This window comes from Stenotrophomonas sp. (assembly GCF_032061965.1).
Classification (GTDB): Bacteria; Pseudomonadota; Gammaproteobacteria; order Xanthomonadales; family Xanthomonadaceae; genus Stenotrophomonas.
The window spans coordinates 1-12995 of sequence record NZ_DAMBEF010000020.1 but is presented as its reverse complement, the minus strand read 5'-3'; the positions used below and the strand labels follow the sequence as shown (position 1 = coordinate 12995).

12 protein-coding genes and 1 pseudogene are annotated in these 12995 nt (G+C 64.7%); 9 read left to right on the top strand and 4 right to left on the bottom strand.

Annotated features, from left to right (window positions below):
- Positions 1 to 379: 379 nt before the first annotated feature.
- Together RT460_RS11895 and RT460_RS11890 are read right to left on the bottom strand one after the other, a co-directional pair.
- Entirely contained in the window at positions 380 to 1189 is an 810-nt protein-coding gene (locus tag RT460_RS11895) for an META and DUF4377 domain-containing protein (RefSeq protein WP_313319170.1), read from the bottom strand.
- An 84-nt stretch (positions 1190 to 1273) separates the two neighbouring features.
- Entirely contained in the window at positions 1274 to 2068 is a 795-nt protein-coding gene (locus RT460_RS11890) for an undecaprenyl-diphosphate phosphatase (protein ID WP_313319169.1), read from the bottom strand.
- A gap of 214 nt (positions 2069 to 2282) precedes the next feature.
- On the opposite strand from RT460_RS11890, the gene glnA reads away from it, so the two are divergent.
- The 3 genes from glnA (at position 2283) to amt (ending at position 5902) form a co-directional block, all read left to right on the top strand.
- Entirely contained in the window at positions 2283 to 3692 is a 1410-nt protein-coding gene (gene glnA / locus RT460_RS11885) for a type I glutamate--ammonia ligase (protein WP_313319168.1), read from the top strand.
- A 366-nt stretch (positions 3693 to 4058) separates the two neighbouring features.
- Positions 4059 to 4397, top strand: coding sequence for a P-II family nitrogen regulator (locus RT460_RS11880; RefSeq protein ID WP_057627937.1), 339 nt, complete (start codon positions 4059 to 4061; stop codon positions 4395 to 4397).
- A gap of 89 nt (positions 4398 to 4486) precedes the next feature.
- Positions 4487 to 5902, top strand: coding sequence for an ammonium transporter (amt, locus tag RT460_RS11875; protein WP_313319167.1), 1416 nt, complete (start codon positions 4487 to 4489; stop codon positions 5900 to 5902).
- Positions 5903 to 6116: 214 nt separating this feature from the next.
- On the opposite strand, the gene RT460_RS11870 is transcribed toward amt, so the two are convergent.
- Positions 6117 to 6458: a DUF6500 family protein gene (locus RT460_RS11870; RefSeq protein WP_313319166.1), complete on the bottom strand. Its 342-nt coding sequence runs from the start codon at positions 6456 to 6458 to the stop codon at positions 6117 to 6119.
- Between the two features lie 115 nt (positions 6459 to 6573).
- Between RT460_RS11870 and RT460_RS11865 the strand changes: the two genes are divergently transcribed.
- Genes RT460_RS11865 through RT460_RS11845 form a run of 5 tightly spaced genes read left to right on the top strand, consistent with a single transcriptional unit; the run spans position 6574 to position 11133 of the window.
- On the top strand, positions 6574 to 7320 hold the full coding sequence (locus tag RT460_RS11865) for an N-acetylmuramoyl-L-alanine amidase (protein ID WP_313319165.1): 747 nt from the start codon (positions 6574 to 6576) through the stop codon (positions 7318 to 7320).
- 28 nt (positions 7321 to 7348) lie between these two features.
- Positions 7349 to 8404, top strand: a complete 1056-nt coding sequence (locus tag RT460_RS11860; RefSeq protein WP_313319164.1) for an ATP-binding protein — start codon at positions 7349 to 7351, stop codon at positions 8402 to 8404.
- Positions 8397 to 9842 (top strand): nitrogen regulation protein NR(I), encoded by a 1446-nt coding sequence (gene ntrC / locus RT460_RS11855; protein WP_313319163.1) that lies wholly within the window; start codon positions 8397 to 8399, stop codon positions 9840 to 9842. Before RT460_RS11860 ends, ntrC begins: the two co-directional genes overlap by 8 nt.
- 41 nt (positions 9843 to 9883) lie before the next feature.
- On the top strand, positions 9884 to 10456 hold the full coding sequence (locus tag RT460_RS11850; RefSeq protein WP_313319162.1) for a superoxide dismutase family protein: 573 nt from the start codon (positions 9884 to 9886) through the stop codon (positions 10454 to 10456).
- A gap of 44 nt (positions 10457 to 10500) precedes the next feature.
- Positions 10501 to 11133, top strand: a complete 633-nt coding sequence (locus tag RT460_RS11845; RefSeq protein ID WP_313319161.1) for a superoxide dismutase family protein — start codon at positions 10501 to 10503, stop codon at positions 11131 to 11133.
- Between the two features lie 433 nt (positions 11134 to 11566).
- Here RT460_RS11845 and RT460_RS11840 read toward each other — a convergent pair whose 3' ends face one another.
- Positions 11567 to 12454 (bottom strand): hypothetical protein, encoded by an 888-nt coding sequence (locus RT460_RS11840; protein ID WP_313319160.1) that lies wholly within the window; start codon positions 12452 to 12454, stop codon positions 11567 to 11569.
- Between the two features lie 90 nt (positions 12455 to 12544).
- Here RT460_RS11840 and RT460_RS11835 point away from each other — a divergent pair.
- Positions 12545 to 12995: pseudogene (locus RT460_RS11835) on the top strand (acetyl-CoA C-acyltransferase); the annotation flags it as partial.

The window sequence follows — 12995 nt, the reverse complement described above, 5'->3', positions numbered from 1 at the left end:
TTCCCGCTAGTGCCTCAAAGCGACCCTCTCCCCAACCCCTCTCCCGGAGGGAGAGAGGCTGGAGCGGTAGCGCCGAGCCATGCTCGATAGGGGGTTTCCTGCTAGTGCCTCAAAGCGACCCTCTCCCCAACCCCTCTCCCGGAGGGAGAGGGGCTAGAACAGTAGTGCCGAGCCATGCTCGACAGGGGGTTTCCTGCTAGTGCCTCAAAGCGACCCTCTCCCCAACCCCTCTCCCGGAGGGAGAGGGGCTGGAACAGTAGTGCCGAGCCATGCTCGGCAGGGGCTTTCCTGCCAAGGCCTCAGCCGAGCATGGCTCGGCTCTACAAAAAACAGAAAGGGCGCCATTGGCGCCCTTTCTGTTTGCGTAAGCGTGATGGGCTTACTTCACCATTTCAGACCCCACCACCATGTCCAGGACATAGGCAAGCGAGGAGCCATCAGCTGGCGGGTTCTTGACCTGGAAGCGCTTCAGGCGCAATACGTTGCGCACACCCGGCTCGTGCTTGTAGCCCTCGATGTTGCCGTAGAAGTTCTCGTAGGCACCGCGCTTGCCCTGTTCCAGGCCCTGATCGTTGTACTTCACCTCACGCACCTGCAGGCAGGTAGCGTCCTTGATCAGCGGGTGCGAGCAGGGCTTGGTCTGTGCGTCCACTTCCATGAACACCGTCTCGCCCTCGCCGCCGTAGCGGGTTTCGGCAGTGGGTTCGGCGCGGAAGCTGAGCACGTCACCCTTGGCGGTAACCAGGGTCAGCGCGGAGGCGTCCAGCGAGCGCACGGTCAGCTTGTCCTGCAGGCGTTCGCTGACCAGACCATCCAGTGCCATCACCTCGCCCTTGCAGGCCATGTTGGTGGACATCATGCTGCCCACGCTCAGGGCATCGCCCTGCAGGGTGTAGCTGCCACCCATCATGTTGCAGGCATTGCTGACCGAAAGGCGCCCATCCTTGAAGTCCAGGGTGATCGGACGGTCGGCACGCACGAACAGGCCGTCGATGCGCTTGCCGCTTGCGTCGACAGCGTTTTCCAGCACCCAGTGATTGGCGGGCAGCTGGGCCACCTCAAGGCTGGCAGCCGGCGCGCTGGTTGCCGGCGCGGGTGCCGGGGCAGTGGTGCTGTCCTTGGCGGTGGGCGGGTTGCTGCACGCGGTCATCAGGGCGAACGGCAGGGCCAGGAGGAAAATGCGCTTCATGGTGAGCTCCTTGCTTGAGTGGAAAGGTTCGGGGGCGATAAACGGACCGCCGGTAGCATCGGGGTCAGTACCGCAGGGGCACATTCAGTTTCCAGCAGGCAAAAACAGCAGCAGCCCGATGCCCAGGGCAATGCGGTACAACGCAAAGCCGGTGAAGGGGCGGCGCTTGATGTAGCTGAGCAGCCATTTCACCACGATGAAACCGGTGACTACCGCCGCGGCAAATGCTACGCCCACGTCGGTCCAGTTCTCGCTGCCCAGCTTGCCGTCCTTTGCCAGTTCGAGGAAGGCATAGCCACTGGCCGCGAACATGGTCGGGATGCCGACCAGGAACACGAACTCGGCCGCGGCCGAACGCCGCGTCAGGCCCAGCAGCATGGCCAGGAAGATCGCCGCCGCCGAGCGTGAGGTGCCGGGGAACACCCCGGCCACGACCTGTGCCAAGCCAACGGCCACTGCGACTTTCCAGGTCACCGTATCGCTGTCGGGTAGACGCGCGGCGAAGCGCTCGGCCACCAGCATCCACACACCGCCGATCACCAATGCCCAGGCCACGGGCGTGACCGTCTCGGGCAACTCCCAGCCGGCCAGACGTACCGGCAGGCCGACCAGGGCCGTGACCAGGAAGGCCACGCCCAGCTTCATCACGTAGTCGCGGTTTTCGTGCTTGTTCAAACCGGTGGCCAGCGACCACAGTCGCTCGCGGAAGGCCAAGGTCACGGCGAGGATGGCGCCGGCCTGGATGACGATGTTGAAGAAGTCCGAGCGGGTACCCAGCCAGTGCTGGGCGATCAGCAAGTGGCCGGTGCTGGAGATCGGCAGAAATTCGGTAAGGCCTTCAAGAATGCCCAGCAGTAGGGCGGAGAGCAGGTCGGACATGGAAGCTGGCTGTGGAAAAGGCTGGCACAGCATAGAGCATCACTGCGCGCGCACCTGGAAGGTGCTTCCTCATGTTTAAGCACCATATTGGTGCAACCGTTTGGGTGCATTGCCCGGTGTGCCCCAATGAAATCAATGCGTTATATGCGCGTGAAAGTTGGCATGGGGTTTGCTGTATTACTCGCACATCATCATCCACCCGAGGTTGCACCCGATGTCCCTGGAAAATGTTGAGAAGCTGATCAAGGACAACCAGATCGAGTTCATCGACCTGCGTTTTGTCGACATGCGTGGCATCGAGCAGCACGTGACCTTCCCGGCCTCGATCATCGAGCCGTCGCTGTTTGAAGAAGGCAAGATGTTCGACGGCAGCTCGATCGCCGGCTGGAAGGGCATCGCTGAATCGGACATGGTGCTGATGCCGGACCCGGCCAGCGCCTACCTCGACCCGTTCTACGCCGACCCGACCCTGGTGCTGACCTGCGACGTGCTCGACCCGGCCACCATGCAGGGCTACGGCCGCTGCCCGCGCGGCATCGCCAAGCGCGCCGAGTCCTACCTGAAGTCCTCCGGCATTGCCGACCTGGCCTTCTTCGGCCCGGAGCCGGAATTCTTCATTTTCGATTCGGTCCAGTTTGCCAATGACATGGGCAACACCTTCTACAAGATCAACTCTGAAGAAGGTTCCTGGAACACCGGCAAGAGCTACGACGGCACCAACAGCGGCTACCGTCCGACCGTGAAGGGGGGGTACTTCCCGGTGCCGCCGACCGACTCGCTGCACGATATCCGCGCCGAGATGTGCAAGGTGCTGGAAAAGGTCGGCATCGAAGTCGAAGTGCACCACCACGAAGTGGCCAATGCCGGCCAGTGCGAGATCGGTGCCAAGTTCAACACCCTGGTCACCAAGGCTGACGAATTGCAGCGCATGAAGCACGTGATCAAGAACGTTGCCCACCGCAACGGCAAGACCGTGACCTTCATGCCCAAGCCGCTGGTCGGCGACAACGGCAGCGGCATGCACGTGCACCAGTCGTTGGCCAAGGGCGGCGCCAACCTGTTCTCCGGTGACGGCTACGGCGGCCTGAGCCAGATGGCGCTGTGGTACATCGGCGGCATCTTCAAGCACGCCCGTGCGATCAATGCCTTCGCCAACTCCGGCACCAACAGCTACAAGCGTTTGGTACCGGGCTTCGAAGCACCGGTGATGCTGGCCTATTCGGCCCGCAACCGTTCGGCGTCGTGCCGCATTCCGTGGGTGTCCAACCCGAAGGCACGCCGCATCGAAATGCGTTTCCCGGATCCGATCCAGTCCGGCTACCTGACCTTCACCGCGCTGATGATGGCCGGCCTGGACGGCATCAAGAACCAGATCGACCCGGGCGCACCGAGCGACAAGGACCTGTACGACCTGCCGCCGGAAGAAGAGAAGCTGATCCCGCAGGTCTGTTCCTCGCTGGACCAGGCGCTGGAAGCACTGGACAAGGACCGCGAGTTCCTCAAGGCCGGTGGCGTGATGAGCGACGACTTCATCGATGCCTACATCGCGCTGAAGATGAAGGAAGTCACCGCGTTCCGCGCTGCGACCCATCCGTTGGAATACCAGCTGTACTACGCAAGCTGATGTAACGGCGGCCAGTGCACCGTGCTGGCCACCGGCAACACCAGATGTAGTTGCTAGCTGTTGTTAGGCGGCGGTGGCGTGGACCCTCCCCCTCCCATCTGCGTCATCGCCGCCGCCTTTGTTGCTGGGGAGCACACAGGCCAGGCAACAGCACGCACCACATCTGCCAGGGGCAAGAGAATCCGAGCGCGCGGCATGGGCCATTCCTCCCTCCCGCGTGGTTGTGGTCGCCGTCAGTGATGGCGGTGGCGACAGCCAGGCCCATGATGCGTTCGGCGCAACAGCCAGCGGCCGCACAACGGCCGGTGGAAGACACGATGCCGGCCCGCAGCCGCAGGCCGGTCTCCTCCACATCGGGACATGCGCATGAAATTAATCTCCGCGATCATCCGGCCATTCAAGCTCGACGAAGTGCGTGAAGCCTTGGGCGCCGCAGGCGTTTCCGGCATCACCGTCACCGAGGTCAAGGGCTTTGGCCGGCAGAAAGGCCACACCGAGCTTTACCGTGGCGCCGAATATGTCGTCGATTTCCTCCCCAAGATCCGCATCGAAACCGCTGTCACCGACGACAACGTCGAGGCAGTGATCGAAGCCCTGCAGGGCGCAGCTGGCACCGGCAAGATTGGTGACGGCAAGATCTTCGTTACCGCGCTGGAACAAGTGGTGCGTATCCGCACCGGTGAAACAGGCGCCGACGCGCTGTAAGAGCCCGCTGAAACCCGTCCTCCGGCGGCAGCGACCGCCAGGTGACAACGGGTCGCTGGCAGGTTCCACCCCCACAACCGGAGTCGACAATGCGAACGGAATTTTTCACCGGGTTCAAAGCCCGGCTCGGAGGCCTGTGCCTGTCTTTCATGCTCACTGCACTGCTGCTGGGCATGTTTTCCAGCAGCGCCTGGGCGCAGGACACGCAGGCCCAGCCCGCAGCCACCGAGGTTGCGGCCGCAACAACGGAGGCTGCAGCCGCACCTGCAGCAGAGGCGGCAGCTACATTCGACAAGGGCGACGTGGCGTGGATGCTCACCGCCACCTTGCTGGTACTGATGATGGTGGTGCCCGGCCTGGCACTGTTCTACGGCGGCCTGGTGCGGGCCAAGAACGTGCTGTCGGTGCTCAGCCAGGTGTTGGTGGTGTTCTCGCTGGTGCTGATCCTGTGGGTAGCCTATGGCTATAGCGCGGTGTTCAGTGCGGGCAACCAGTTCTTCGGTTCATTCACGGAATTCGCCTTCCTCAAGGGCTTCACTCCGGACTCGGTAGGCAACACGCCGATCGCCGGCCTGCCTGACTTCCTGTTCGTCGCTTTCCAGTCGACCTTCGCCGGCATCACCACCGCACTGATCGTCGGCGCCTTCGCCGAGCGCATCAAATTTCGTGCAGTGCTGCTGTTCTCGGCATTGTGGTTCACCCTGAGCTACATCCCGATGGCGCATATCGTGTGGGGTGGCGGTTACCTGGGTGAGATGGGCGCGATCGATTTTGCCGGTGGCACCGTGGTGCACATCAATGCCGGCGTCGCCGGCCTGGTGGCGGCATGGTTTGTCGGCAAGCGCCTGGGTTATGGCCAGACCGCATTGAAGCCGCACAACGTGCCGCTGACCTGGATTGGCGCGATGCTGCTGTGGGTGGGCTGGTTCGGCTTCAACGCCGGCTCGGCTGCTGCCGCTGACACCGTGGCCTCGTTGGCCTTCATCAACACCGTGCTGGCCACTGCGGCCGCCGTGTTGGGTTGGACGTTGGTGGAAGCCATCACCAAGGGCCATCCGTCGGCATTGGGCGCGGCCTCGGGTGCGGTTGCCGGCCTGGTGGGCGTGACGCCGGCCTGCGGCACCGTTGGTCCGCTCGGCGCGATCGTGATTGGTTTTGTTACCGGCATTGTTTGCGTCTGGGGCGTGACTGGCTTGAAGCGTCTGTTGAAGGCGGACGACACCGCCGACGTGTTTGGCGTACACGGTGTTGGTGGCATTGTCGGCGCCATTTTGACTGGCGTGTTCAGTGCGCAGTCGCTGGGTGGCACCAAGGTGGATCTGGATATCGGGCATCAGGTGCTGGTGCAGGTGATCAGCGTTGGTTTCACCGTGCTGTGGTCGGCGGTGGTTACCGCGCTGATCCTGCTGCTGGTCCGCGCGCTGGTTGGTCTGCGCGTCAGCGAAGAAGCCGAACGTACCGGCCTGGATGTGACCACCCACGGTGAGTCTGCCTACGAGGTGTGATTGCGCTAGTCCCTCTCCCGAAGCAGATCAAAGCCCCTCTCCCGCTTGCGGGAGAGGGGTTGGGGTGAGGGCAGCTTTGAGGCATTGCCGGGAAAGCCCCTGCCGAGCATGGCTCGGCACTACAGTTCTAGCCCCTCTCCCACCGGGAGAGGGGTTGGGGTGAGGGCAGCTTTCAGGCATTGCCGATAGAGCCTCTGCCGAGCATCGCTCGGCACTACAGGCCCTCAGCCAGTACCAATGCCTTGACCTTTTCAGCCTTCTCAAAATGATCCAGTCGATGGGTCCGGATCCACCAGGTAGCCGCTTCCATCAGCAGTTCCGGATCATCATTGCGGTTGGCAAAAAACGCATAGAACGACAGCCCTACCGTCGGGCCCTTCGCTGCGATCTTGGCATCGCAGACGGTGATGATTTTCTGTTTCAGTGAATCTCGCATCGCAGTTCCAACCGAGCCTTGGACAACAATTCTGCACAGCCTGGACACATCGGGCAGCCAACCCCAGCGGAAAGCATTATGAACATGCAGCGCATGTTCGGCGCCGGCATCACGCTGCACTCCCCAACTCCCTGAGCAGGCCTTCCAATGCAAGCATTCCACCTGGCCGCCTCTGTCGGCGCAGATTCCATTTCATGCCTGATCGCACTTGCAAAGCGGCGCTCGGCAACGTGCAATGCCCGTCATGAAGACCAAACTGCTGCTGCCGCTCGCCCTGTTGGCCTCGCTGACTGCCTGCACCTCCGCACCGGAGCGCAATCCGCTTGCACAGTGGGTGCCGTCGCCCAACTACAACGAGCGCAAGCCGGTGTTGATCGTGCTGCACCACACCGAGCAGGGCTCGGTGCAGGAAAGCTTGGACACGTTGCGCACCGCCAACAGCGGTGGCCAGGTGAGCTCGCATTATCTGGTGGGCCGCGATGGTGAGCTCTACCAGTTGGTGGCCGATGGCGAACGCGCCTGGCATGCCGGCGGCGGTCGCTGGGGTGGTTTCACCGATCTCAACTCGACCTCGATCGGCATCGAGATCGACAACAACGGCAGCAGCCCCTTCACCCAGCCGCAGATCGCTACCCTGCTGCGCCTGCTCGAAGACCTCTGCACCCGCTACAACATCCCGCGCAGCCAGATCATCGGCCATGCCGACCTGGCACCCACCCGCAAGGCCGATCCCAGCCGCTATTTCCCGTGGCAGCAACTGGCTGAAGCCGGCTTCGGCCTGTGGCCGGACCCCAAACACGGCCCGGCACCGGTTGGCTTCGACAGCTGGATGGCAATGCAGGCCTTCGGCTATGCGCTGGACGACCGTGCCGCCGCGGCGCGCGCCTTCCACCGCCGCTTCCGTGGCAGCGACACGTTGCCGGCTGATCTGGACGCCGAAGACGCCCGCATCCTGTACTCCCTGCTGCAGCAGAAGCGGTGATCCGCCCGCTTTGCACTATATTGGTGCAATGAGCGCTGCTGACTTCTCGCCCACCCCGGAAATGCTGGCTACGCCGTTGGTGTGGAGTGGCGCGGATGGGCGCATCCAGGGGGCGAACCCGGCCTTCTGTCGCTGGTTGGGGGTAAGCGTGCGGCGCCTGCTCGGGCAGCCGCTGGTGTCGCTGGAGGCCCAGGGCGAGGCCTTGGCACAGCGCCTGGCCAACCCGGCCAACGACATGAGCCGGCTGCCGCGCTTGACCCTGGCCTTGCCGGGCGAGACGCCGCGGTTTGCCGATGGTTGGATCAGTGGTGTGGAGGGTGGTGGCTGGCTGCTGGAAGCGCACCCGGTGGACGAGTTCCAAGGCACCGATCCTGCCCAGGTCCTGCCCGGTGCCTTCAGTGCGGCACTCAAAGGCCTGGCCCACGAGTTGCGCAACCCGCTGGCGGGGCTCAAGGGCGCCGCCCAGCTGCTGGCGCGCCGCGCCAGCGGCCGCGATGCCGATGAGCGCGAGCTGATCGAGCTGATCGGCGCCGAGATCGAGCGCCTCAACACCTTGCTGGAGCAGCTGCTGTCGCCAGCCCCGCAGCGCCCGCATGCGCCGCTGAACATCCACGCCGCATTGGAGCGGGTACTGCGCCTGGTCGAGAACGAAGCCGGCTGGTCGGTGCGCTTGCTGCGTGACTATGACCCCAGCATCCCCGAGTTCGCCGGTGACAGTGATCGCCTGACCCAGGCGCTGCTCAACCTGGTCCGTAATGCCATCCAGGCCGGTGCCACCAGCGTGACCCTGCGTACCCGCGTCGAACATGGCCTGCGTATCGCCGAGCAGCCGTATGCGCTGGCCCTCCGTCTTGAAGTGGCCGACGATGGTCGCGGTGTGCCGGAGGAACTGGCCGAACACCTGTTCCTGCCGCTGGTCAGCGGCCGCGCCGAAGGCACCGGGCTCGGCCTGGCACTGGCCCAGCAGGTGGCGCGCGAACACCGTGGCACTTTGAGCTACCGCTCACGGCCGGGCCATACCGTGTTCACCGTGCTGCTGCCGCTGCCCGCCGCCGAGGACGCCACGGAGGTGAGCGATGCATAAGCCCGCAGCTGCCGCCACGGTCTGGGTGGTGGATGACGATCGCTCGGTTCGCTTCGTGCTGACTACCGCGCTGCGTGATGCCGGCTACACAGTCGAAGGTTTCGACAGTGCGGCGGCGGCATTGGCGGCACTGGCCGTGCAGCCGGTGCCGGACCTGTTGTTCACCGACGTGCGCATGCCCGGTGATGACGGCCTGGTGCTGCTGGACAAGCTCAAGGCGGCGCATCCGCAGCTGCCGGTGATCGTGATGTCGGCCTATACCGATGTGGCCAGCACCGCCGGTGCTTTCCGCGGTGGCGCGCATGAATTCCTGTCCAAGCCGTTTGACCTGGACGACGCCGTTGAACTGGCGCGGCGCGCGCTGCCCGAAGCCGAGGAACTGCCGGCACCGGTAGCGGTGCCTGTGCCCGTGCAGAAGGAAGAAGGGCCACCGCAGCTGATCGGCGACACACCGGCCATGCGCGCGCTGTTCCGCGCCATCGGGCGGCTCGCACAGGCACCGTTGTCGGTGCTGATCAACGGCGAAACCGGCACCGGCAAGGAACTGGTGGCCAATGCGCTGCACCGCGAGTCGCCGCGCGCCAAGGGCCCGTTCGTTGCCCTCAACACGGCCGCGATCCCGGCCGAACTGCTGGAGAGCGAATTGTTCGGCCATGAAGCCGGCGCGTTCACTGGTGCCAGCAAACGCCATATCGGCCGCTTCGAGCAGGCCGATGGCGGCACCTTGTTCCTCGATGAAATCGGCGACATGCCGCTGGCGCTGCAGACCCGCCTGTTGCGTGTGCTGGCCGAAGGCGAGTTCTTCCGCGTCGGTGGCCGCGAGCTGATCCGCGTCGATGTACGCGTGATTGCCGCTACCCACCAGGACCTGGAAACCCTGGTCGAACAAGGGCGCTTCCGCGCCGACCTGCTGCACCGGCTGGACATGGTGCGGCTGCTGCTGCCGCCGCTGCGCGAGCGTCTGGGTGACGTGCCGCAGCTGGCCGAGAACTTCCTGGCCAATGCCGCACGGCGACTGGACATGCCACCCAAGCGCTTGTCGGTGGCGGCGGTAAAGGCACTGCGCGAGCACAGCTGGCCCGGCAACGTACGCGAGCTGGAAAACGTCTGCTGGCGCCTTGCCGCATTGGCCGTGGCCGATACCGTGTCAGCCGAGGACGTCCAGGCCGCGTTGAACCGCGGGGGGCGTGGCACTCGCACTGCCGCACCCATTGCCTCGTCGCAATGGGACCAGGCGTTGGCCGCATGGGCCAGGCAGCGTTTGGCCGAGGGTGCTAACGGCTTGCATGCAGAAGCTCGTGAGCGCTTGGACAACGTGCTGTTGGAAGTAGCATTGGACGTCACCGACGGTCATCGTGCCGACGCCGCCGCGCGTCTGGGACTGGGCCGTAACACGGTTACCCGCAAACTTGGGCCCGGCCGCCGGCGCGGTGGTTGAGCATGGCACTGGCCCTTCTGTTCTGTTGCAAGGAGATATCGATGCGCATCCTGCTTCCCCTTACCGCGATCGCGGCCAGCGTCCTGCTCAGTGCCTGTGGGTCCACCCCGGCACCCAAGCCGCAGGCGCCGCCACCGACGGTCGCCACCACCAGCACTGCGAGCATGGCCGAAGCCAATCTGGCGCCCGCGTCGGCCAGCCTGGTCAGTGGGCGCTTGGCCTTGGTGCCCGAGGTTGGCGGGGTACATATCACCGGCGTGATCGGTGGCCTGCCGCGCGGCCAGCAGGCCGCGTTCCATGTCCACGAAAAGGGTGATTGCAGCGCGGTGGATGCAACCAGCGCCGGCGGGCATTTCAACCCGGCCATTCAACCCCACGGACGTGCCAGTGCAGGTGCGCACCACGCTGGTGACATGGATAACCTGATGGCCAACGCCGATGGGGTGGTGAACGTGGATGTTCACCTGCGTGGGGTTACTCTCGGTGGAGGCGCCGCCAACGACATCGCTGGCCGTGCCCTGGTGGTACATGCTGGTGCCGATGATTATCGCAGCCAGCCCGCCGGCAACGCCGGTGCCCGTGTGGCCTGCGCGGTTATCCGCGTGGTGCGCTGAGCGCACACGCCACTTCGATCCTGCCCAGCAAGGGAGTTACCCGTATGCGACTGATCCACACCAGCCTTTTCCTCGCCAGTGCCTTGGCGTTGAGCGCCTGCAAGCAGGGCGCCGAGCCCGATGCCGCTCCGGCCGATGCGGCCACCCCGGCAACCAGCGCCGCACCTGCTGCCGACCCGGCAGCGCCGCCGCCCATGACCGCAATGACTGCCATGGCCGCACCGGTGGCTACCGCGCAGCTGCAGCCGACCAAGGACAGCACGGTGGCCGGCACCATCCAGTTCCACCTGGTGGACGGGCTGCTGCGCGCCAGCGGCGACATCAGTGGCCTGAAGCCGAACAGCGAGCATGGCTTCCACATCCATGAGAAGGGCGATTGCAGCGCCCCCGACGGCACCAGCGCCGGCGGTCACTTCAATCCGGGCAGCAGCGAGCACGGCAGCATCGAGGCGCCGGCACACCATGGCGGCGACATGCCCAACATCGTTGCCGATGCGCAGGGCAATGCGCATATCGACGGCCCGGTGGCCAGCAACGTCAACGTTGGCAAGGGTGATGATTTCGACATCATCGGCCGCGGGCTGATCGTCCATGCCGACCCGGACGACTACAAGAGCCAGCCGACCGGCAATGCCGGTGCACGTTTGGCCTGTGCGGTGATTGCCAAGGTGCCTTGAAGCCAGGAACGCGTTTCCAGGAACGAGGAACCAGTGAAAGACAACAGCAAAGGGCCGCGTAAGCGGCCCTTTGCTGTTGTGCGCTTACCCGGGCCACGCCTCTGGCTTGTCTCCCTCCCTTTCGTGCAACGAAGGGGAGGGTTGGGGAGGGGTGCGTTGGCTCTGGGCTTGTCTCCTTCCCTTTCGCGCAGCGAAGGGGAGGGTTGGGGAGGGGTGCCTTGCTCTGGCCTTTTCACCGGCTCTCCACGGACAGTGGGTGCCGTGATCAACAACGATCTTCATGATGGGAGGATCGAGGCCGGCGCAAGCAGCCAAGGCAACTGCGCCCCTCCAGCCGTCCTTGCCTTCAGCAACGGGAGTGAACGGTGCATGCAGCACTCCGTAAACAGAAAAGGCCGCTTGCGCGGCCCTTTCTGTTATCGCCATGGCGCACTCAATGCGCCAGCAACGCCTTCGCGTCCTGGCCGGCATTGACGTGCACGTACAGCACACCGATGCCGTGGGCTTCCAATACCGCAGCCATCTGCCGCTGGCGCATCAGGTATTGCTCATAGATGCGCTGCAGGCGGTCACAGGCGTTGGGCTCGTGGCCGTAGTGCGCGCACCAGCCGGCCGGGTCAAACAAGGCCATGCGCACCTCGCCGCCGACGTACCGCAGCAGCGGCTCGGGTGTGGCGTCCAGCCACTGCTCCTCGTCGGGGGCAAACATCGCCGTTTCCAGCAGTGGCCACAGATCGGCCAAGCCCTGGTTGTCATATTGCATCGCCATCATCGCGGCCAGGTCATTGACCGTGAAGTAACGCGCGTGCTCGATCTGCGCGCCGAAGCTGTTCTGCGCCAGCAAGGCGGTATCCGGCTGCGCCATGCCATTGGCAAGCAGCACCTCTTCAAGTGCCTCACGCACCTGCAGACGGGTTTGCTCGTCGCCGCCGGCCAGCACGAACGGCAGCACCCGCAGGGCGCCGCCGCCCAGGGCGGGGTCGGCCTGCAGCGGCAGCGGCACTTCGCCATTGGCATCGGCACCGAAGGCGAGCAGGCGCGGGCCCTGGTTGCGGCCCGGGGCACGCATCTGCAGTTCTTCCAGGCGGCGATGAATGGGCAGGCCGGTGCGCAGCACTTCGGCCGGATCAAAATGCGCGGCGGCAAACACCAGGTCCAGTTCGCTGACCTGTGGCACCAGCTTGGCCAGGTCGCGGCCGATCAGGGCGGCTAGTTCGCCGGCCTGTTCGGAGCCCAGTACGGCCTGGCGCGGCTGCTCGCCGCCGGCCAGTTCCAGTGCTACTACACCCAGTGCGTTCATGTCGGGGTTGGAATTGCTCATGGTTCGCGGTTGGCCCATCACGGCCTCAAAGCTACACTCAACACCATTATGCCTGCTATCGCATGCAGGCCACGTCGCAGACCCTTTCTCATGTCAGGTAACCGCATGCCCAGCGCTCGTCCCGTCGCCATCCTTGGTGGTGTTCGCATTCCGTTCTGCCGCCAGAACACCGCTTATTCGGATGTCGGCAATCTCGGCATGTCGGTCCGTACGCTAGGCGCCCTTGTTGAACGGTTCGGCCTGCACGGTCAGCAGCTTGGCGAAGTGGCGATGGGCGCGGTGATCAAGCACCCCAGCGACTGGAACCTGGGCCGCGAGGCCGCGTTGTCTTCCGGCCTGTCGCCGTTGACCCCCGGCATCACCCTGCAGCGGGCCTGTGGCACCTCGCTGGACAGCATCATCACCGTGGCCAACAAGATTGCCCTGGGGCAGATCGAGTCGGGCATCGGCGGCGGCTCGGATACCACCTCGGACGTGCCGATCGTCTACGGCAAGAAGCTGCGCGCGCGCCTGCTGGCGGCCAACCGCGCCAAGAGCACCG